Genomic DNA, 20,033 nt, shown 5'->3' with positions numbered 1-20,033 from the left:
CGCCGACATTCGCTAGTGGGTGAGCTGGTCGACCAGCTCGGCGGCCGAGTTCACCGAATCCAACAGCGCCCCGACGTGCGCCTTGCTGCCGCGCAGCGGCTCCAGGGTGGGGATGCGCACCAGCGAGTCGCCACCCAGGTCGAAGATCACCGAATCCCAGCTGGCCGCGGCGATGTCCGCGCCGAATCGGCGCAGGCACTCCCCGCGGAAGTAGGCGCGGGTGTCGGTCGGCGGCCTGACCACGGCGTCGAGCACCTGCGCTTCGGTGACCAGCCGGCGCATCGACCCGCGCGCGACGAGCCGGTTGTAGAGGCCCTTGTCCAGGCGCACGTCGGAGTACTGCAGGTCCACCAGGTGCAGCCGCGGCGCGGACCAGGACAGCCCTTCCCGGCTGCGGAATCCCTCCAGCAGCCGCAGTTTGGCCGGCCAGTCCAGGATGTCGGCACACTCCATCGGGTCGCGTTCCAGCAGGTCGAGCACCTCGGCCCAGGTGTCGACGACGTGCTGGGCGCGCGGGTCCGGGTCGCGGCGCGCCAGCATCGCCGCCACCCGCTCCAGGTAGATCCGCTGCAGCGCCAGGCCGGTGAGTTCGCGGCCGTCGGCCAGCGCCACGGTGGCCCGCAGCGTCGGATCGTGGCTGATCACGTGCACGGCGTGCACCGGTCGGGCCAGCGCCAGATCGGCCAGATCCACCCCGTGCGCGGCGCTCTCCTCGATCAGGTCAAGCACCAGCGAGGTGGTCCCGACCTTGAGGTAGGTGGAGGTTTCGCTGAGGTTCGCGTCGCCGATGATGACGTGCAGCCGGCGGTACTTGTCGGCGTCGGCGTGCGGTTCGTCGCGGGTGTTGATGATGCCGCGTTTGAGGGTGGTCTCCAGGCCCACCTCGACCTCGATGTAGTCGGCGCGCTGGGACAGCTGGAAGCCCGGTTCCTCCCCGGAGGCGCCGATGCCGACTCGGCCGGACCCGACCATCACCTGCCGGGAGGCGAAGAACGGGGTCAGCCCGACGATCGCCGCGTTGAACGGGGTGGCGCGGCTCATCAGATAGTTCTCGTGGGTGCCGTAGGAGGCGCCCTTGCCGTCGACATTGTTCTTGTAGAGCTGCAGTTTCGGCGCGCCGGGCACCGAGGACGCGTGCCGGGCGGCGGCGTCCATCACCCGCTCGCCGGCCTTGTCCCAGATCACCGCGTCCATCGGGTCGGTGACCTCGGGCGCGGAGTATTCCGGGTGCGCGTGGTCGACGTAGAGCCGGGCCCCGTTGGTGAGGATCATGTTGGCCGCGCCGATCTCGTCGGCGTCGATGACCGGGGCCGGGCCCGAGGCGCGGCCCAGGTCGAATCCGCGGGCGTCCCGCAGCGGGGACTCCACCTCGTAGTCCCAGCGGGTGCGTTTGGCGCGCGGCACCCCGGCTGCGGCGGCGTAGGCGAGCACCGCCTGGGTGGAGGTCAGGATCGGGTTCGCCGTCGGGTCCGACGGCGAGGAAATGCCGTATTCGACCTCGGTTCCGATGATCCGCTGCATACTCGCAGCCTATCGGGACGCCGGCGCCGAGCTGACCCGGCGCCGAGGGTCGCCCGACCCGGACCGCGCCGCCCACCCCAGAGGAGTCCACCACCACGATGAGCCAGCCGCATCTGCCACCGGGCCGATCCCCGCAACGAGCCGCCGAGGAATGGTTCCTGCGCCGCGGGCTGCCGTCAGTCCTGCGACCGGGCCGGCTGCTGCGGCGCCTGCTGGTGCGATCGGCGCCCGCGCTGGGCGCGTTCGCCGCGATGATGGCGTTCTCCATGCTCACCGTCGCCCTCACCGGCCGGCACACCATCGACATCGACGGCACGCCCTCGCGGACGGAATGGTTCCTGCTCGCCGTGGTGGCGCTGTTCCTGCCGACCGCGGCCCTGGTGGGCTGGCTGGTCTCCCGGCTGGCGAGTCCTCGGGCCCGGCTGGCCGTCGCGTGGGCGTCGGTGGCGTTGGCCGTGCTGGGCGCGGTCCTCGGCGGCCCCAGTCCGCGCACCGGGTTCAACCTGTTGGTCGACGTCGCCGTCATCGCGGCGATCATCTCGTGCACGGCAACCGGCCTCGGGTCGATCCTCGGCTGGGCGGTCCGGCTCACCGTCGAGAACTTGACGTCCGTCGGCCGGATGCTGATCCGCGCGCTGCCGGTGATGCTGCTGACCATGCTCGTCTTCTTCAACACCGCGGCGTGGAGCATGGCGGCGACCCTCAGCCGCGGCCGGCTCTGGGTTGCCCTGGGCATCCTGGTCGTCATCGCGGTGGCGTTTCTGACCTCCAGCACGGCGAACCGGCTGCAGCCGACCCTGGCGCCGGAGGCCAAGCGGGCCGAGCCGGCCGGGGCGCTCGACGACACGGCGTTCGCGCGGCTGCCCGACCGCCCGAACCGGGTGCCGCTGTCGCGTCGGGAGCGAGTCAATGTGGTGTTCGTGGTGACGATGTCCGAGTTGGTCCAGATCCTGACGGTGGCGGTGGTGACCGGCCTGATCTTCCTCGTGTTCGGTCTGGTGCTGGTCAGCCCCGAACTGCTGTCGGTGCTCACCCACGGCGGATCGGCCAGCGGGCAGGTGCTGGGGATGACACTGCCGATTCCCGAGGCGCTGATTCAGATCGTGATGTTCATGATCGCGCTGACCTTCATGTACCTGGCCGCCAACACCGTCAGCAACGACGAGTACCGCGCCCAGTTCCTCGACCCGCAACTCGACGAATTGCAGGTGACGCTGGCCGCCCGGGACCGCTACCGCGCCTACACCGCCTCCGACCGGGCCGAGGCGGTGGCGAAGTGAGCCCGCACATGGACACCACGCGCCCCACCGGCCAACAGCACGCCGTCGAGCAATGGTTCCTGCAACGCGGGCTGCCGCTGGTGCTGCGCCCGGACCGGCTGGTGCGCGGCCTCTGGTCGCGGTCGGCGCCCGCGCTGGCCGCCTGGGCGGTCATCATGGCGTTCTCGATCGTGATCGTCGCGGTGACCGGTGAGCACTCCGTCGACATCGACGGCTCGCCCACCCGCGGCGAGTGGTTCCTGCTGGGCATCGTGGCGCTGCTGCTGCCCGGGGCGGCGACCGCCGGGTGGCTGGTGTCGCGGATCACCAGCCGGCCGATTCGCCGGCTGGTGGCGGCGGCCTCGATCTCGCTGGTCGTCCCGGGGGTGCTGGTGGGCGGCCCGAGCGTGTCCCGGGCGGTGAACCTGGCCCTCGACGTCGCTGTGATCGCGCTGATCTTTGTGTGCACCGCGACCGGGATCGGGTCGATCCTGGGCTGGGCCGCCCGGATGACGCTGGCGAACCTCACCTCGATCGGCGGGCTGATGGTGCGTGCGCTGCCGGTGGTGCTGTTGACCATGCTGGTGTTCTTCAACAACCCGGTCTGGCGGATGGCCGACGTCCTCGACCGCAGCCGGCTGTGGCTGGTGTTGGGCTTCCTGTATCTGCTGGCCACCGCGTTCCTGGCGTCGTCCACCCTGCGCCGGGTCCGGCCGATCCTGGCGCGCAACGACTATCAGTCGCACGCCCGCGCGCTGACCGGCACTCCGCTGGCCGCGCTGCCCGACCTTGAGAACCCCGGACCGCTGAACCGTCCGGAGCGGGCCAATGTGCTGCTGGTCATCGTGATCTCCGAGGTGGTGCAGGTGCTGACGGTCGCGCTGGTCGCCGGGGCGATCTTCCTGACGTTCGGCCTGCTGGTGGTCAGCCCGGAACTGCTGGCCGATTACACCCGCGGCGGGCCGTCGGACGGCCAGATCTTCGGCATGACGCTGCCGATCCCCGACGCGCTGATCCAGGTGGTGATGTTCCTGACCGCGCTGACCTACATGTATCTGGCCGCCCGCGCGCTGTCGGACAAGGAGTACCGCAAGCAGTTCCTCAAACCGCAGCTCAAGGCGATGCGGGTCAACCGGGTCGCCCGGGACCGCTACCGTGGTTTCCTGGCCGCCGCAGGCTCAGAGCGCGGCGCTCAAGCCAGCGGCGCCGGGGCGGGGTAGACGCCGTTCTCGTCGTGCACCTCCCGGCCGGTGACCGGCGGGTTGAACACGCACAGCAATGCGCAGTCGCTCCTGACAGGTGATCCGGTGCCGCTCGTGGCCGTCGAGCAGGTACATCGTCCCCGGCGCGAGCTGGTAGTCGGTTCCGGTCTCCAGATCGGTCAGCACGCCGAATCCTGGACCACCCATACCGCTTCGACATGGTGCCGGTAGCAGAATTCGCTGACCGACGGCGCGGCGATGGTGGTCTCGTGGATTCGTCAGATATTTAGAGGTACTGCCCCAAATTGGACTCGGTGTCGATGGCGCGACTGGCACTGGAATTCTTTCCGGTGACCAGGGTGCGGATGTAGACGATCCGCTCGCCCTTCTTGCCCGAGATCCGCGCCCAGTCGTCGGGGTTGGTGGTGTTGGGCAGGTCCTCGTTCTCGGCGAACTCGTCGACGATCGAGTCCAGCAGGTGCTGGATCCGCAGCCCCCGCTGCCCGGTGTCCAGCACGCTCTTGATGGCGTACTTCTTGGCCCGGTCCACCACGTTCTGGATCATCGCCCCGGAGTTGAAGTCCTTGAAGTACATCACCTCTTTGTCACCGTTGGCGTAGGTGACCTCCAGGAACCGGTTGTCGTCGATCTCGGCGTACATCCGGTCGACGACCTTCTCGATCATCGCCTTCAGGGTGGCGGGGCGGTCACCGTCGAACTCGCCGAGGTCGTCGACGTGCACCGGCAGCGACTCGGTCAGGTACTTGCTGAAGATGTCCTGCGCCGACTCGGCGTCGGGCCGCTCGATCTTGATCTTCACGTCGAGGCGGCCGGGCCGCAGGATCGCCGGGTCGATCATGTCCTCCCGGTTGGAGGCGCCGATGACGATCACGTTCTCCAGCCCCTCCACGCCGTCGATCTCGGCGAGCAGCTGCGGGACGACCGTCGTCTCGACGTCGGAACTGACGCCGGTGCCGCGGGTGCGGAAGATGGAGTCCATCTCGTCGAAGAACACGATCACCGGGGTGCCCTCGGACGCCTTCTCCCGGGCCCGCTGGAAGATCAGCCGGATGTGGCGTTCGGTCTCGCCGACGAACTTGTTCAGCAGCTCGGGGCCCTTGATGTTGAGGAAGTAGCTCTTCGCCTCGCGGGACTCCTCGCCGCGCAGCTCGGCCATCTTCTTGGCCAGCGAGTTCGCGACGGCCTTGGCGATCAGAGTCTTGCCGCAGCCGGGCGGACCGTAGAGCAGCACGCCCTTGGGCGGGCGCAGCGCGTACTCGCGGTAGAGCTCCTTGTGCAGGAACGGCAGTTCGACGGCGTCGCGGATCTGCTCGATCTGGCGGCGCAGGCCACCGATATCGTCGTAGGAGACATCCGGCACCTCTTCCAGGACCAGGTCTTCCACCTCGGCCTTGGGCACGCGTTCGAAGGCGTAGCCGGCCTTGGTGTCCACCAGCAGCGAGTCACCGGGGCGCAGCCGGCGCTGCTTGTCGTCGTCGAGGGCGTCGGCGATCTCGTCGGGCAGGTCTTCGGTGGCGACCAGCGGTTCGGCCAGCCAGACGATGCGCTCCTCGTCGGTGTGGCCGACCACCAGCGCGCGCTGACCGTCGCCCAGAATTTCGCGCAGCGTGCAGATTTCCCCGACGGACTCGTACGCCCCGGCCTCCACCACCGTCAGCGCCTCGTTGAGCCGAAGCGTCTGGCCGCGACGGAGCGTGGTCACGTCGATGTTCGGCGACACCGTCAGACGCATCTTGCGTCCGGAGGTGAACACGTCGACGGTCTCGTCGTCGGTGACTGTGAGCAGCACGCCGTAGCCGCTGGGCGGCTGGCCCAGTCGGTCCACCTCCTCGCGCAGCGCGAGCAGTTGCTGACGGGCCTCCTTGAGAGTTTCCATCAGCTTGGAGTTACGGGAGCTCAGCGACTCGACCCGGTGCTCCAGGGCCTGGATGTCGCGGGCTGTGCGCAGTCCGCTGCCGGCGCCGGCGGCGGCCTCCAGCTTGGCGCGCAGGGCCGCGGTCTCGCGCCGCAGTCGCTCCAATTCGGCGTCATCGCCGCTGGACTGCGCGGGAATTGCGGCGTCGCGATCGTTCTCTGAACGCTCTGACGGGCTCATGGCGCCCTCCTTTCCGCCGTGCAATCTGGTGCGGTAACACCTTCAACGCTACCGGCGATTCACCTGTTGTGTGCGCTCGCGCACCGCGACACACCCGTTGTCTTTGTTAGCCTCGGAGCAATCCCTCGGCAATTTGGAAGGACCCAAGTGACCATCAAGACCGTTATGACCGGCGCCGTCGCCTTCGCGTTCACCGCAGGCGCGGCCGCGGGCATCACCGGCCTGGCCACCGTGCCCGCCGCCCCCGTCGTCCAGCCGGTGGTGTGGGACATCCCGATGCCCGCCGCCCCGGCCCCGGAGATCGAGGGCGCGCTGAGCCAGACCCTGAACGGCCTGGTCGCGCCGGGTTCGTTCTCGACCAAGTCCACCTACATCCAGGGCGGACTGGGCCCCAAGGACACCTTCCTGGCGGATAAGGCCTACGACAAGAAGGCCAAGCAGGGCTACTTCCCGCTGACCTTCACGGTGGCCGACATCGACCAGGTCGGCAACCAGGCCACCGCCAACGTGTCGGCGACGGCGGCCAACGGCGCCACCGGCGCGGAGCCGATCACCTTCGTTCAGGGCCCCAGCCCCAGCGGCTGGCAACTCTCCAAGGCGTCGGTGCTTAGTTTGCTGACCTCTTTGTCCTAGTATTTGAGGGTGCGGAGCACCCGAGCTGTGATCCTGAGCGCCGCCACTGTCGTGGCGGCGTTCGGTCTTTCCGGGTGTCATTCCTCGACTCCCCCGGCCGCCGAGCCGACCACGACGGTGTCGGTCGCCGCCGATCCGCGGGCGCCGCTGCCGGCCCCGGAGGTGCTGACCGCGGTGCTGCTGCGGCTGTCGGATCCGGCCGTTCCGGGTAACCAGAAGCTATCGCTGATCGACGGGTCGACCGCCGGTGACGCGGCCGCTCTGGAGGGACTGACCAAGGCGATGGCCGACAATCACGTGCTGCCGCTGACCGTCGAGGCCTCGGATCTGGCCTGGGTCGACGGCCAGGACAAGACCGTCACCGCGACGGTCACCATCACCCCGAGCGGGGACAAGTACGACAAGCCGTTCAGCTATCCGATGGAGTTCGTCGACTCCGGCTACGGCTGGCGGCTGTCCCGCAAGACCGCGGACCTGCTGTTGACCAGCGCAGGCGACGCCGCCGCGACCGGCCCGGAGCCGACCACCGGCGAGCCCGTGGGCGCCACCCCGGCGCCCACCTCCACTCCCGGCCGCTGACAACCGTGTGGATCGGCTGGCTGGAATTCGACCTGCTGCTCGGTGACGTGCATTCGCTGAAGCAGAAGCGCTCCGTGGTGCGCCCGGTGGTCGCCGAACTGCGGCGGCGGTTCAGTGTTTCCGCCGCCGAGGTTGGGGACCAGGATCTGCACCGCCGGGCCGGGATCGGGCTCTCGGTGGTGGCCGCCGACGCCGGGCACGTCACCGAGGTGCTCGACGCCGCCGAGCGGCTGGTGGCCTCCCGGCCGGAGGTCGAGTTGCTCTCGGCGCGGCGCGGGCTGTCCCGCAGCGACGACTAGTACTGCCGCTCGGTGAACTGCGGCTGTTCTTTGGCCAGGCCGGCCTTGCGCGCGATCGCGTGATTGCGGCCGCGCAGCAAGCGGATCTGCAGGGTCTGCTCCACCGGGAACGACAACCGCGACCCGTTGTACCAGGTCTGCTCGAACAGCGCCTTGGCCGCGGCCACCGCGTCCGGTGAGCGTTCCCGGATGGCGGCGATCAACTCGTCGGCAGCGGCGTGCGGGTCCTCGGCCACTCCTGAGAGCAGGCCCCACTCCAAAGCCTGCGCGGCGGTGAAGGTTTCACCGGTCATCGTCAGACGCTTGGCGACGTCGATGCTGGCCAGCTGGGCGATGCTCGCCGACAGCGACATGTCCGGGATGAGCCCCCAGCGCGACTCCATGATCGACAAGTCGGCACTTGGGGTGGCGAACCGGAAGTCGGCGCCGAGCGCGATCTGCAGTCCGCCGCCGTAGCAGTGGCCGGTGACGACCGCGATCACCGGAACCGGGACGCTCCGCCACGCCCAGCCGGCGGCCTGGAAGGCGTTCGCCGCGGTGTGCCGCTTGGGAATCAGATTGCGCATGATCCGGCCGCGTTCCTTGCCGGCCGAGGCGAAATCCAGCCCGGAGCAGAAGGATTCACCGGCGCCGTTGAGCACCACCGCCCGGATCGAGCGGTCCTTGGCCGCCCGGTCGGCGGCCTTGGCCAGATCGTCGATCATGTCGAGGGTCAGCGCGTTGTGCTTCTCCGGCCGGTTCAGCCGGACGTGTGCGACATCCCCGGTGACCTCGTAGTCGATGTTCGTCATCGCCCTTGTCCTCTCGTTGCCGTCCCCCGATTCCATCACGGCGGGCAACGATGGACCTTCGCGGTGGCTCCCACACCTGCGGCAGCGCCAGGTCGGGCCGGTAGTGCCGCAGCCAGGCGCCGATGACCCCGGTGGTCCAGTTCCCGGCGTTTCCTCAGGTACACCATCCCGACGACCAGCAGCGCGATGGTGATTCCGCCAGCGTAGGCGGGCACACCGGATTTCGGGAACATCAGGCCCAGCGGCAGCGCGGCGAGCATCCACACGGCGAAGCCCATGATCAGCAGCACCGGGATCATCCGTCGCATCGCCTTGCCTGCGTCGAGGACGCAGCGCAGTTCCACCGGCTGGGTGAATCCGGGGTGAGACATGGTCATCGCCTCTCTGCGCGGTTGCGGACCCGTCGGGCGAACCGGGCGGCGAACGCCATCGCCACCTCCGTCGGCCCGCCGGCCATGGTTGTCGGTTCGACGACGCCGTCGTCGGCGACCAGGAACACGGTTCGCCCGGTCGCCCATTCGCCGGGCGGAACCGGCGCGAACACCTGCCAGCCGGCCTCCAGACGCACGGCCGCCAAGCGGTTCAGCGGATACCCGGCCGAACCCGGCGCGCCGGAGCGGCAGTAATCGATGACCTGCCGGATGGCGACGTCTTCGGGGATCCGCCGGCACAGCGGCAGCAGCACGTCGGCGGCGTCCAGCTGGGCCAACGCCGCGGCCATGTCGAAGGACTCCGGCACTCCGTCGACGAACAGTTGCCGCAGGGTCGCTTCGGTGACGATCCCGGCGTCGGCTGCGCGTACGAAATTCGCTGCGGCATAAGCATTTCGGTCGGTCAGCGCGACACCGACGGTGTTCAGCACGCCGGTCACGGCCTCGGCGGTGGATTCGATGGACCACACCGCGGGGACCGCGCCGTGGCGCTCATCGGCGGTCCCGCGCTCCGCGCTGTACCAGGTGTGGCCGTCCCACCAGCAGCAGAAGGACAGCAGCCCGGCCGCCGCCCGCGGATCCAGGTAGAGGTCGTACACCCAGGCCGGGGCGCCGCGGTACAGGTCCGGCCACCCCGTCTGCCCCCGGTAGGCGGCGGTCAGCAGCGCCGAATCTCCGCGCCCGCCGGAGATGACGGCCCGCCCGCCCGGCAGTTTGGCCACCGTGCAGCCGTCCTGGCCGCTGCGGAACACCGCGAACGCCGGGTCCAGCCGGACCCCCTCCGGGTGGTCGACGCCGCGGCACAGCGCGGCGAGCGCCGCCATCCGCGACCACAGCAGGTCGAACACCGGAAGCCCGTCGGCCACCCGCGGCGCGGCCAGCGCCGACTGCCGGGCCTGGGCGGGGCTGCGGCGCTGCTGCCCCTCGTTGCCGGCGTATGCCAGCAACCACAGCGCGACATCGGGCCGGGGGTGCTGCTCGAGGTCGCGCAGGTAGGCCTCCGACGGCAGCAGCTCGTCGGCGGGAATGGGGTTGTCCCCGTAGTCGAAGGACACCGCCAGCTCGCCGGACGCGCCGAGGTCGATCAGCATCCGGAACCAGGGGCCGGTGACGCCGATGGTCGCCCCGCGGTGCTGCTGGGCCAGGTCGACCACCCGCGCCGGGACGGCTACGCCGACCGGTCCGGCGGCCGTCGTCGCCACCCCCCGGGCGATCTGCTGCCCACCGGCCATGCTGAACGCCGCGCGCATGTGCTGCCAGCCCGTCGGGCAGGCCGCCGCGAGGAGTTGCGCGGCCTCGTCCACCAGCTCTTCGGCTGGCCGGGGCGCCGCGATCTCGGCGAGGTCGATGTCCACGGCAGAAACGCTACCGACGGTTGCAGGGCCCTCCGGGCGCCAATTTTCCGGGGGCTTTGACGGCGCTAGATGTGCTTCTTGCGCCGCAGCGGCGTCGGCGTGACGGTGCCGGGGGCAAGGCGACGGGCGGAGACCAGGAACGCGGTGTGCCCGCGCATATTGTGCTGGGGGCGCACCGCCAGGCCGACCACGTCCCAGCCGCGCTGCAGCGTCTCCCAGGACCGCGGCTCGGTCCAGCACTGCTGCTCGCGCAGCGCCTCCACCACCTTCGACAGCTGCGTGACGGTGGCGACATAGACGATCAGCACACCGCCGGGGACCAGCGCCTTGGCGACCGTGTCGAGCACGTCCCACGGCGCAAGCATGTCGAGCACCACCCGGTCGGCCCGCGGCCCGTCATAGTCGGACAGGTCGGCGATCACCAGGTCCCAGTTGGCGGGACGTTCACCGAAGAAGGTGTCGACGTTGCGGGCGGCGTGCACGGCGTGGTCGTCGCGCACCTCATACGAGATCACCCGGCCGGTGGGGCCGACGGCCCGCAGCAGTGAGCAGGTCAGCGCGCCGGAGCCCGCGCCGGCCTCCAGCACCGTCGCGCCGGGGAAGATGTCGCCCTCGTGCACGATCTGGGCGGCGTCCTTGGGGTAGATGACCTGCGCGCCGCGCGGCATGGACAGCACGTAGTCGATCAGGAGCGGTCGCAGCACCAGGAACGGGTCGCCGTTGGTGGAGGTCACGACGCTGCCCTCGGGCAGGCCGATCACCTTGGCGTAGGCGATGGCGCCGCGGTGGGTGTGGAACTCGCCGTCGGGGGTGAGCACCATGGTGTAGTGCCGGCCCTTGGCGTCGGTGAGCTGCACCCGGTCACCGACCTGGAAGGGTCCCGTTTTCTCCGTCACAACCGATCACCCTGCCATGCCGGGGTTTCGGCGACGCCGATACAGTCGCCAGGGTGACGCAGAGCTACTACCGCCGGCTGGGCGACAGCACGTTCGCCTCCAACGATTGTGCGCGCAGCAACTGGGGCCCGCCGATCCAGCACGGCTCTCCCCCGCTGGCGCTGGCGACCAAGGTCATCCAGGAGCAGTTGGCGGGATCCGGCCAGCGGATCGGGCGGATCACCCTGGACATTCTGGGCGCGATCCCGCTGACCGACCTGGTGGTGCGGACGTCAGTCCCGCGTCCGGGTAAGCGCATCGCGGTGCTGGAGGCCGAGCTCTCACCGGTGGCCGACCCGGATCGGCCGGTGGCGCGGGCGACCGCGTGGGCGCTGCAGACCGCCGACACCAGCGGTATCCCCATGGATCGCTATCCCGCGCTGCGGCAAGGGAATCCGCAGCCGATGCCCGCCTACTGGTGGGATGCGCCGGGTTACCTGTCGTCGGTCGAGTTCCGCCGGGAGGCCGACGACGGTCGCGCCCGGGTGGTGTGGATGCGCCCGCGGGTCGGGCTGGTCGACGACGAGCCGACGACCCCGCTGCAGCGGTTGGCAATGGTGGTCGACTCGGCCAACGGCATCGGCGCGGCGCTGGATCCGGCCGAGTACGTGTTCATGAACACCGACACCGTGCTGCACCTGCACCGGCTGCCGGTCGGCGACGAGTTCGGCATCCGGGCCGCCGGTTCGATCGGGCCCGACGGAATCGGGGTGACCACCGCGGAGGTCTTCGACCACGACGGTTACCTGGGCAGCTGCGCGCAGACGTTGTTGGTGCGGCCGCAGGGCTGAGTCAGGGAATCATCCCCCCGCGCCCCACGGATCGAAACAACGCACGCCCAACGGCTCAAAGTGCCGGAGATTGCGGGTCGCGACGATTTTGCCGGCGGCCTGGGCAACCGCAGCGATCAACGCGTCGTCATAGGGGGCGTGCTCGGGAACTCGATAACTAGCCAGGACGCGCGCCGCGGCCAGATCGAAGGCCAGCGTTCGACGGGTGAATACGCGCAGCACCTTATCGTCGAACCAGCGCCGCAAGTGCTCACCTTGGACTGAGTCTGTGCGTTCCTTTGAAATCACGCCACGCTCGATCTCGGCGAGGGTGATCGCTGTCACGAATTGCTCGGCGGCCGGAACGGAATCGACCCACTCGCGCACCGCGGGGTGACGCCCCGGCACGCGCAACGCAGACACCACATTGGTGTCTAGGACGTACACCTCAAAGTTCCGGCGTGCGGGCGGTCAGGCCGAGCCGATCCGGCTCGAAGTCAAAGTCATGTCCGGTGTCGGCTGCGAGCAGCTGTGACATCGGAACGTCGTCGTCGGCCAACTCGGCGGTGAGGATCGCGCGGGCCTCCGCCTCGACAGAGTGGGCATGGCGCGCGGCGCGGACTCGCAGCGCCGCCTTGGTTCCCTCAGGCAGGTTCCGAATCAGGATCTGTTCCACGGCCCCCTCCTTCGATATCAGTTCCATGATATCGAAGAATGAGTCGCAGAGCGACGGTCTTGTGATGCCTCAGATCCGGCAGAACCGGATGTCGGAGGCCAGGATCGCCTTGGCGCCGATGGCGGCCAGCCGGTCCATGATGTCGTTGACGCCCTTGCGCGGCACCAGGGCCCGCACCGCGACCCACTCCGGGTCGGCCAGCGGGGCGATCGTCGGGGACTCCAGGCCTGGGGACACCGCGACGGCCTGGTCCAGCGCCGAACGCGGGCAGTCGTAGTCCAGCATCAGGTACTGCTGCCCGAACACCACGCCCTGCACGCGGGCGGCGAGCTGGTCGCGGGCCGGGTCCGCGCCGTTGCCGGCCCGTTCGATCAGCACCGCTTCGGAGTCGCACAGCGAATCCCCGAAGGCCACCAGGTCGTGCAGCCGCAGCGTGCGGCCGGAGCCGACCACGTCGGCGATGGCGTCGGCGACCCCGAGCTGGATGGAGATCTCCACCGCGCCGTCGAGCCGGATGACGGTGGCGTCAATGCCGTTGGCGGCCAGGTTGTTTCGGACCAGGTTGGGGTACGCGGTGGCAATTCGCTTGCCCGCCAAGTCATTCACGTTCCAGTCTCGGCCGGCCGGGGCGGCGTAGCGGAAGGTCGACGATCCGAATCCCAGGGCGAGTCGCTCCGAGACCGGGGCGCCGCTTTCGGCGGCCAGGTCACGGCCGGTGATGCCGAAGTCCAGCTCGCCGGAGCCGACATAGATCGCGATGTCCTTGGGCCGCAGGAAGAAGAACTCGACATCGTTGACCGGGTCGACGACGGTCAGGTCCTTCGGGTCGGTGCGCCGACGGTATCCGGCCTCGGCCAGGATTTCGGCCGCAGCCTCACTGAGTGCGCCCTTGTTGGGCACTGCCACGCGCAGCATCTTCGTCACAGCTTCCGGTAGACGTCGTCGAGGGTCAGGCCGCGGGCCAGCATCAGCACCTGCGTCCAGTAGAGCAATTGGCTGATCTCGTCGGCCAGCTCGTCGTCGCTCTCGTGCTCGGCGGCGATCCACACCTCGCCGGCCTCCTCCAGGACCTTTTTGCCGACGGTGTGCACACCGGCGTCCAGCGCGGCGACGGTGGCGCTGCCGGCCGGGCGCTCCTGGGCGCGCAGCGTCAGCTCGCCGAACAGTTCCTCGAAGCTCTTCACGGTTAGGGATTCTTTCATGACCTGGGCCGGGCTCCCGCTTCGGCATTGGCGGGCCACGCAGGTTTTGCAATCTAATGGTTGCAGTTCGGGCCGACCTGTGCGATTGGTCGTATTGCAACCAAATGGTTGCAATACGACCAATCGAGATCCGGGAGCAACCATGAATGACACCGACCGCGCGAACCCGCCCGCCGTGATCGACGCGGACGCCTGCGCCGTTCGCCGCACGATCCGCATCAACGCCACCCGCGAGAAGGTCTGGCGCACCGTCACCGAACCGGAGCTCATCTCCCAATGGTTCGGCCAGATCAGCCTGACCGGCTCCGGCGTCGGCGCCCACGGCACGATCAGCTGGCCCAACCAGGCCGGCGTGCCGATCCGCGTCGAGGCCTGCGAACCGGAGTCGATGGTGGCCTACCGCTGGTGCAACGAGGAGTGCACGCTACCGGACGCCGTTATCGAAGAGACCTCGACGGTGTTCACCTTCACCCTGGAGGACGCCGCCGACGGCACCCTGCTCACCGTCGTCGAGACCGGCTTCGACCGCACCGGCGACCCGGTCGGGAACATGGAGAGCCACCGGGGCGGCTGGGACGGCGAGTTGGACAAGCTCGTCGCGCTGCTGGAGCCCGGCGCGTGAGCTCCGAGATGTCGGCGCCGACGGGCGTGGTGGCGATGTGCGGCGCGCTCGGCGACGAGACCCGCTGGCAGATCCTCACGGCGCTGAGCGAGGGCGACGCTTCGGCGTCCGCCCTCGCTCGGCGGCTGCCGATCAGCCGGCAGGCGATCGCCAAGCATCTCGCGGTGCTGGCCGAGGCCGGACTCGTGGAATCCATACGTGTCGGACGCGAGGTGCATTATCAAGTCATGGGCGCCGAACTCAGCCGAACCGCACGACGGCTCGAGGCCATCGGCGTCGAGTGGGACCGCCGCCTGGCCGCGATCAAGTGGATCGCGGAAGGTTTGGAGTGACGCTTGAGAGGATCGCCAACCATGGTCACCAGCCCTAAGGATTCGATAAAACTTTCGATTATAGCCGAAAAGTCGCTGGCGCAAGGCCAAAACACGGCGTAGAATCGATAGTATGTACGATCCGATCGATCCGGTAGACCTCACCAGGGTCGATTCCGCCGGGTTGGTCACCCTGATCGCCGAGGCCACCCGGGCCGAGAATTCGGCCGCCGGAACGCGCATGGCCGCCGTCGCGGAACTGCTGACCCGCCACCAGGCCGATGACGACCCGCGCTGGGTGATCGACGCGCACGCGGCCACCACCGCAGACGTCGGCGCCGCGATGGGCATCAGCCCCCGCCGCGCGGCCACCGTGGTCAACACCGCCGAGGCGCTGCGCGACCGACTCCCCCGGATCGCTGAGCGGCTGCGCGCCGGCGACATCAGCGAGCGCGTCGCCAAGGTGATGTGCTTCCGCACCCACCTGGTCAATGAATCCGCAGCCGCGGCCGTCGACAACGCGCTGGCCCCGCGGCTGCCGACGGCGCCGGAACGCTGTCGGACAGCGCGCTGAACGCCGATATCGACGCCGCAATCAACACCTTCGATCCCGACGCGGTGCGCCGCACGCACTACAACGCCTCCCAGCGCGACATCAAGTTCGGAAAACCCGACGATCAGACCGGCGCCCGCAGCATCTACGGCTCGATGAGCACGGCCGACGCCGACTGGCTGGAACGGCGGATCGACGCCCTGGTCGCCACCGTCTGCGCCGAAGACCCGCGGCGGATGGGCGAGCGCCGCGCCGACGCCATGCGCGTCGCCTGCACCGGCGCCGAAACCCTGCCGTGCCGGTGCAATCGGCCCGAATGCCCGCAGAATGTCACCGGCGCCACCGACGGCAACGGGGTCGTCGACCGGACTCGCGCCGGGTCCGTGGTCATCCATGTGCTGGCCGACCAGGCCGCCATCGACGCCGCGATCCGCGAGGCCGCCACCCAACCCAGCATCGGAACTCCCTGGCTGGACGCCCACAAGCCCACCGAGGTGTACTTCCCGCAATCCGATTGGGTGCAGATGTACACCTTCCTCGACATGGAGACCATCCTCGAGCAGACCCTGGTCGTCCATGACCACTGGAACCCGCCCCAGGGCCCGGTCACCGCCGCCGCGGCCGCCCGCGGGGAACAGCGGATGCCGGTGCGCCGCGACTTCGGATCCCGACTGCTCAACAGCAAACGTCGCACACGGCCACGGACCTCGCTGTGCCGTCCGTCGGACACGGCCGGCCGGGACACATTCGACCCACCCGACGCGATCGCGCCCGCCGATCCCCCACACCCGACACCCCCGCCGCAATCGAAGCGCCCGCCCCGTCAGTGGCCACCCCCGCGCGACCCGGCCCCGACCGGCAACGCGGTCATCCTCGGCAGCGGCCACCTTTCCACCCCCGAGCTGGCAGAACTGGTCCGAACCGGCGCGACGATCACCGCCCTGCGACCCATCGGCGCGGCGCCCGAACCACGCCACCGCCCCTCGGACCGGCTGTCGTGGTTCATCCGCGCCCGCGACCTGACCTGCAGCTTCCCCGGCTGCGACCGACCCGCCGAGCAGTGCGACCTCGACCACGTCGATCCCTAGCCACACGGCCCGACCCATCCCGGAAACCTCACCGCGCGGTGCCGAACCCACCACGTCACCAAGACCCACCACGGTTGGGCCGCCCGGCAGGCCTCCGACGGCAGGGCGATCTGGACCAGTCCCACCGGCCACACCTACACCGAGACGCCGCTGACCAAATCCCTGTTCCCGCACTGGGACACCAGCACACCGCTGCCCGGCGGCGCTATCGCGGACTCCACCGGTGTTCCCACCGCGGGACACACCAGCCGCATAGACCCTGCCAGCCCGGCCATTCCCGCGCGCCGACGAACCCGCGCCACCGAACGCCGCGCGCATATCGAGGCCCGGCGTGCCGAGAACCACTTCCTCAACAGCATCGGACGACGAAAACCGCTACGCCCCAGGCGCAATCGGTTCGGCGGATGCCTCCCACCGCCGCCCGACACCGGGCCGCAAGAGCCACCACCGTTCTGATCTCCCTGCCCCGAGGCTCAGAGTTTTGCTGAGACGAACCTGAGGGGATACTCTGATTCATCTGAGATCGCTGATCTCGGGGGGTCACCGGGGGGTGGGGGAAATGGCGGCACTTCTGGCGCCCGTGCTGGCTGCCAGCACGGTTCTGTTCGTCGGCGGCCAGGCGACGCCCGACGAACCTCTGACCGCAGGGCAGCTGTCCACCATCGTCGCCCCGATCTATGGCAATCCGACGCGCACCGTCGAGTGGAAGCAGAACCACCCCCAGCCCCAGGGCATCAACGAGGTGGTCGCGAGCCTGCTCGTCGACTCGGGCAACCCCACCACCTTCAGCGGCGCGGCCACCCTCGGCGCGCCGAATCGCTCCCTCGGGCTGATCGGGCTCTCCTCGGGCGCCGACAGTGTGCGCAGAATCCAGCGCATCCTGGAGCCCGCGGCCCTCGCCGCGGCTGTGCCCGATCAGGCGGTGACCTTCAGCTATGTCGCCGACCCGCACAGTCCCACCGGCTTGCGGGCCCGGTTCGGCGTCGCCGACACGGTCACCGGCTCGCGATTCACCACCACCTACATCCACGGCGAGTACGACCCGTGGGCCGACTTCCCGGACCGGCCACTGAATCTGGTGGCCACGGCGAACTCGGTGCTGGCGCTGCCCTACGTGCATCTGCCGACCGGAACCGGCAGCGCCGACGACCCGCTGACCCGCCTCGGCGAGGCGGAGAAGGATCAGATCGACGACACCACGTCGGTCCTGCGGGCGCCCACCAAGCAACTCCCCCTCACCCGCCCGATGCGGGACACCCTGAAGGCCCTGGCGCCCGACGCCGCGTCCAAGGACGACGTCGATCGGCTGGTCAACGAGGTCGACAAGCCGCTGCGCGCCGTGGTCGACGCCGGCTACTCACGCAACGACAAGACCGGCGGTTTGGTCAAGGGCGTCCGAGACCTGGTCGCCAAGGTCCTGCGTCCCAAGCCGACCGCGGCAACACCGCAGGATCACGACCCCGCCTGACCCGCGCCGCTCAGCTCGTCCAGCGCCCGCTGCATCGCCGACTCCACCCGCGCGGCGAACGCCACCGGGTGCTCCCCGGACGCCGCGGTCAGCGCCGGCAGCACCCGGGTTCGCAACTTCGTCGGCAATGGCAGGTACGGCAGGAACCCGACTGCCCCCACGCTCAGGCCCCACGGCAGCGACAGGGTGACCGGAAGGGCCTTGAGCCGGAACAGTTTGTCCAACTGCGCGGCCCGGGCCAAACCCTCGCCGCTGGACAGCACCAGCAGCGAATCCCCCGCCCCGGCGGTCACGATCGGCACAATGGGCGCGCCGTTGTCGATGGCCTCCCGGGCGAACCCGGTGCGCCCGCCGAACTTGATCCGATTGCGGTCCCGCCAGGACTTGAAACCGTCGATGTCCCCGCCGGGGAACACCGCCACGTGATGGCCCTGGGCGAACGCCCGCCGCACACTCTCCGGACTGGCCGGCTGGGCGCCGACGTACTCCAGCACCGGGCCCAGCCCGAACTGCCACCCCAGCTGGTGGCTCAGCACGGTGACCGGTCGGTCCAGGTTCAATCGCTCGATTGCCGCGCCGAACGCGAACACGTTGAGGTCGAACGCGGCGCCGAATCCGTGGTTGACCACGAACAGCGCCGGCTCCGACGGCGCCGGGGCCTCGATCTCGATGTCGAGCCGGTGGTAGCGCCGGACGTACTCGGCGCCCACACGTCGGAATACCCGGGCGCCGTCCACGCCGTGCAGACTAGCGGCCGATCAATCCTTCATGATCTCGGCGTGCATGTCCTCCAGGTTCTTGCCCTTGGTCTCACGAACGAACTTCCACACGAAGACGAACGACAACGCCGCGCAGATCGCGTAGAAACCGTAGGCGCCGCCGAGGAAGTCGCGCAGACCCGGGAACGTCGTGGTGATGATGGCGTTGGACACCCACTGCGCGGACGCCGCCAGGCCCAGGGCCGCGGCGCGGATGCGGTTCGGGAACATCTCGCCGAGCAGCACCCACACCACCGGGCCCCACGACATGCCGAACGCGACCACGAACAGGTTCGCCGCGACCAGGGCGATGGTTCCCGCCGCGCCGGGCAGGCTGACGTGGCCGTCGGCGCCGGTCTCGGCGAAGAACCCGAAGATGATCGCCATGATGCCCAGCGACAGCGTCATGCCGGCGGAACCGATCAGCAGCAACGGCTTTCGGCCGATCTTGTCGATCAGGGCGATGGCGATCAGCGTCGTCGCGATGTTCACGATCGAGGTGATCACGGTGATGGTGAAGGACTGGCTCTCGTCGAAGCCGACGGCCTGCCACAGCACCACCGAGTAGTAGAAGATCACGTTGATGCCGACGAACTGCTGGAACACCGACAGTCCGACGCCCACCCAGACGATGCCGTACAGGCCACCGGTGGGCTTGCGCAGGTCCTTCCATGACGGCGGCTTGTCGGACTGCAGCGACTCCTGGATGCGGACGATGGTCAGTTCCAGGTTCTTCTCGCCGAGCAGCATGGTGAGCACCTTGCGCGCCTCGGGGATCCGGAACTTCGCGATCAGGTAGCGCGGCGACTCGGGGATGGTGAACGACAGCAGGCCGTAGACCACGGCGGGCACGGCCATCATCAGGAACATCCAGCGCCAGGCCTGCATGCCCAGCCACAGTTCGGACTGCGCGGACCCGCCGGCCAGTTCCACCAGCAGCGCGTCGACGGCCAGCGAGATGAAGATGCCGCTGACGATCGCCAGCTGCTGCAGCGAGCCGAGCCGGCCGCGGATGTGCGGCGGCGACGTTTCGGCGATGTAGGCCGGGGCGATCACCGACGCCACGCCGACGCCCAGACCGCCGACCACCCGGAAGAAGCCGAGGGTGAAGATCTCCGGCGCCAAACCGGTGCCGAACGCGCTGATCAGGAACAGCAGCGCGGCGATCTTCATGACGGCGAGGCGGCCGATGCGGTCCGCCAGCCGGCCGGCGACCAGCGCGCCGAGCGCCGCGCCCAGCAGCGCGGCGGCCACCGCGATGCCCAGCGCCAGGTTGCTGACGTTCCATTCCTTCTGCACGGCGCCGACCGCGCCGTTGATGACGGCGCTGTCGTAACCGAAGAGCAGACCGCCCATGGCGGCCACCGCGGCGATCAGGACGACGCGACCGCCGCCGCCCTTCTCCCCGGTGTCTTCGTAGATCGAGGGGCCGTCACCACCTACTGGACCGTGAGACATCTCCGC

Annotated in this window: 23 protein-coding genes and 1 pseudogene; 11 read left to right on the top strand and 13 right to left on the bottom strand. The window is 69.4% G+C overall.

All coding sequences use genetic code 11. The annotated features are described in order from the left end of the window. Nucleotides 1-12: 12 nt before the first annotated feature. Nucleotides 13-1,521, bottom strand: a complete 1,509-nt coding sequence (dop, locus tag L2Z93_RS07840; RefSeq protein WP_090589672.1) for a depupylase/deamidase Dop — start codon at nucleotides 1,519-1,521, stop codon at nucleotides 13-15. Nucleotides 1,522-1,619: 98 nt separating this feature from the next. Here dop and L2Z93_RS07835 point away from each other — a divergent pair, with 98 nt between their 5' ends. Together L2Z93_RS07835 and L2Z93_RS07830 are read left to right on the top strand one after the other, a co-directional pair. Then, a complete protein-coding gene (locus L2Z93_RS07835) occupies nucleotides 1,620-2,801 on the top strand; it encodes a hypothetical protein (protein ID WP_090589668.1) in 1,182 nt (393 codons plus the stop codon). 8 nt (nucleotides 2,802-2,809) lie between these two features. After that, the gene (locus L2Z93_RS07830) at nucleotides 2,810-4,000 is read left to right on the top strand and encodes a hypothetical protein (RefSeq protein ID WP_234786171.1); all 1,191 of its coding nucleotides are present in this window, start codon (nucleotides 2,810-2,812) and stop codon (nucleotides 3,998-4,000) included. Here L2Z93_RS07830 and L2Z93_RS07825 read toward each other — a convergent pair. Together L2Z93_RS07825 and arc are read right to left on the bottom strand one after the other, a co-directional pair. Then, nucleotides 3,973-4,254, bottom strand: a pseudogene (locus L2Z93_RS07825) (ectoine synthase); the annotation flags it as partial. The gene L2Z93_RS07830 and the pseudogene L2Z93_RS07825 overlap by 28 nt on opposite strands. 14 nt (nucleotides 4,255-4,268) lie before the next feature. Beyond that, entirely contained in the window at nucleotides 4,269-6,098 is a 1,830-nt protein-coding gene (gene arc, locus L2Z93_RS07820) for a proteasome ATPase (RefSeq protein ID WP_090589975.1), read from the bottom strand. 147 nt (nucleotides 6,099-6,245) lie between these two features. On the opposite strand from arc, the gene L2Z93_RS07815 reads away from it, so the two are divergent. From L2Z93_RS07815 to L2Z93_RS07805, 3 genes are read left to right on the top strand one after another with little or no spacing between them, the layout of a single operon-like run. After that, nucleotides 6,246-6,731, top strand: coding sequence for an MTB12 family secreted protein (locus tag L2Z93_RS07815; protein ID WP_090589665.1), 486 nt, complete (start codon nucleotides 6,246-6,248; stop codon nucleotides 6,729-6,731). 9 nt (nucleotides 6,732-6,740) lie between these two features. Continuing rightward, nucleotides 6,741-7,310 carry a lipoprotein LppK gene (lppK, locus tag L2Z93_RS07810; RefSeq protein WP_193438909.1) on the top strand — a complete coding sequence of 190 codons (570 nt, stop codon included), beginning with the start codon at nucleotides 6,741-6,743 and terminating at the stop codon, nucleotides 7,308-7,310. 5 nt (nucleotides 7,311-7,315) lie between these two features. Next, a complete protein-coding gene (locus tag L2Z93_RS07805; RefSeq protein WP_090589662.1) occupies nucleotides 7,316-7,609 on the top strand; it encodes a DUF503 domain-containing protein in 294 nt (97 codons plus the stop codon). Here L2Z93_RS07805 and L2Z93_RS07800 read toward each other — a convergent pair. From L2Z93_RS07800 to L2Z93_RS07785, 4 genes are all read right to left on the bottom strand, one after another. Then, nucleotides 7,606-8,400, bottom strand: coding sequence for a crotonase/enoyl-CoA hydratase family protein (locus L2Z93_RS07800; RefSeq protein ID WP_090589658.1), 795 nt, complete (start codon nucleotides 8,398-8,400; stop codon nucleotides 7,606-7,608). The two genes, L2Z93_RS07805 and L2Z93_RS07800, sit on opposite strands and share 4 nt — an antisense overlap. A 35-nt stretch (nucleotides 8,401-8,435) precedes the next feature. After that, nucleotides 8,436-8,771, bottom strand: coding sequence for a hypothetical protein (locus L2Z93_RS07795; RefSeq protein ID WP_090589655.1), 336 nt, complete (start codon nucleotides 8,769-8,771; stop codon nucleotides 8,436-8,438). Nucleotides 8,772-8,773: 2 nt separating this feature from the next. Further along, on the bottom strand, nucleotides 8,774-10,186 hold the full coding sequence (locus L2Z93_RS07790) for a hypothetical protein (RefSeq protein ID WP_090589651.1): 1,413 nt from the start codon (nucleotides 10,184-10,186) through the stop codon (nucleotides 8,774-8,776). A gap of 65 nt (nucleotides 10,187-10,251) precedes the next feature. Continuing rightward, on the bottom strand, nucleotides 10,252-11,082 hold the full coding sequence (locus L2Z93_RS07785) for a tRNA (adenine-N1)-methyltransferase (protein WP_090589648.1): 831 nt from the start codon (nucleotides 11,080-11,082) through the stop codon (nucleotides 10,252-10,254). Nucleotides 11,083-11,135: 53 nt separating this feature from the next. On the opposite strand from L2Z93_RS07785, the gene L2Z93_RS07780 reads away from it, so the two are divergent. Then, nucleotides 11,136-11,912 (top strand): thioesterase family protein, encoded by a 777-nt coding sequence (locus tag L2Z93_RS07780; RefSeq protein ID WP_090589643.1) that lies wholly within the window; start codon nucleotides 11,136-11,138, stop codon nucleotides 11,910-11,912. A 9-nt stretch (nucleotides 11,913-11,921) separates the two neighbouring features. Here the strand turns inward: L2Z93_RS07780 and L2Z93_RS07775 are convergent, their stop codons facing one another. From L2Z93_RS07775 to L2Z93_RS07760, 4 genes are all read right to left on the bottom strand, one after another. Continuing rightward, the gene (locus L2Z93_RS07775) at nucleotides 11,922-12,338 is read right to left on the bottom strand and encodes a PIN domain-containing protein (protein ID WP_090589640.1); all 417 of its coding nucleotides are present in this window, start codon (nucleotides 12,336-12,338) and stop codon (nucleotides 11,922-11,924) included. A gap of 1 nt (nucleotide 12,339) precedes the next feature. After that, on the bottom strand, nucleotides 12,340-12,555 hold the full coding sequence (locus L2Z93_RS07770; RefSeq protein ID WP_090589972.1) for a FitA-like ribbon-helix-helix domain-containing protein: 216 nt from the start codon (nucleotides 12,553-12,555) through the stop codon (nucleotides 12,340-12,342). Between the two features lie 81 nt (nucleotides 12,556-12,636). Next, nucleotides 12,637-13,482, bottom strand: a complete 846-nt coding sequence (hisG, locus tag L2Z93_RS07765) for an ATP phosphoribosyltransferase (RefSeq protein WP_090589967.1) — start codon at nucleotides 13,480-13,482, stop codon at nucleotides 12,637-12,639. 5 nt (nucleotides 13,483-13,487) lie between these two features. Then, nucleotides 13,488-13,769 carry a phosphoribosyl-ATP diphosphatase gene (locus L2Z93_RS07760; RefSeq protein WP_090589637.1) on the bottom strand — a complete coding sequence of 94 codons (282 nt, stop codon included), beginning with the start codon at nucleotides 13,767-13,769 and terminating at the stop codon, nucleotides 13,488-13,490. A 142-nt stretch (nucleotides 13,770-13,911) separates the two neighbouring features. Here L2Z93_RS07760 and L2Z93_RS07755 point away from each other — a divergent pair, with 142 nt between their 5' ends. From L2Z93_RS07755 to L2Z93_RS07735, 5 genes are all read left to right on the top strand, one after another. Then, nucleotides 13,912-14,391, top strand: coding sequence for an SRPBCC domain-containing protein (locus tag L2Z93_RS07755; RefSeq protein WP_090589634.1), 480 nt, complete (start codon nucleotides 13,912-13,914; stop codon nucleotides 14,389-14,391). 8 nt (nucleotides 14,392-14,399) lie between these two features. Next, a complete protein-coding gene (locus tag L2Z93_RS07750) occupies nucleotides 14,400-14,723 on the top strand; it encodes an ArsR/SmtB family transcription factor (protein WP_090589963.1) in 324 nt (107 codons plus the stop codon). A gap of 112 nt (nucleotides 14,724-14,835) precedes the next feature. Further along, nucleotides 14,836-15,276, top strand: a complete 441-nt coding sequence (locus L2Z93_RS07745) for a DUF222 domain-containing protein (protein ID WP_090589630.1) — start codon at nucleotides 14,836-14,838, stop codon at nucleotides 15,274-15,276. Beyond that, nucleotides 15,198-16,343, top strand: coding sequence for a DUF222 domain-containing protein (locus L2Z93_RS07740; RefSeq protein ID WP_128111758.1), 1,146 nt, complete (start codon nucleotides 15,198-15,200; stop codon nucleotides 16,341-16,343). Before L2Z93_RS07745 ends, L2Z93_RS07740 begins: the two co-directional genes overlap by 79 nt. A gap of 559 nt (nucleotides 16,344-16,902) precedes the next feature. Further along, complete coding sequence (locus L2Z93_RS07735; protein WP_090587943.1) at nucleotides 16,903-17,811, top strand: PE-PPE domain-containing protein; 909 nt, start codon at nucleotides 16,903-16,905, stop codon at nucleotides 17,809-17,811. On the opposite strand, the gene L2Z93_RS07730 is transcribed toward L2Z93_RS07735, so the two are convergent. Next, on the bottom strand, nucleotides 17,796-18,548 hold the full coding sequence (locus L2Z93_RS07730; protein ID WP_090587945.1) for a 1-acyl-sn-glycerol-3-phosphate acyltransferase: 753 nt from the start codon (nucleotides 18,546-18,548) through the stop codon (nucleotides 17,796-17,798). The genes L2Z93_RS07735 and L2Z93_RS07730 overlap by 16 nt on opposite strands. Nucleotides 18,549-18,569: 21 nt before the next feature. Next, nucleotides 18,570-20,027, bottom strand: coding sequence for a sugar porter family MFS transporter (locus L2Z93_RS07725; RefSeq protein WP_090587947.1), 1,458 nt, complete (start codon nucleotides 20,025-20,027; stop codon nucleotides 18,570-18,572). Nucleotides 20,028-20,033: the final 6 nt, after the last annotated feature.

This window comes from Mycolicibacterium brumae (genome assembly GCF_025215495.1).
Taxonomy (GTDB): Bacteria; Actinomycetota; Actinomycetes; order Mycobacteriales; family Mycobacteriaceae; genus Mycobacterium; species Mycobacterium brumae.
The sequence above is the reverse complement of the archived record's forward strand: the minus strand, read 5'-3'. Positions and strand labels throughout refer to the sequence as shown.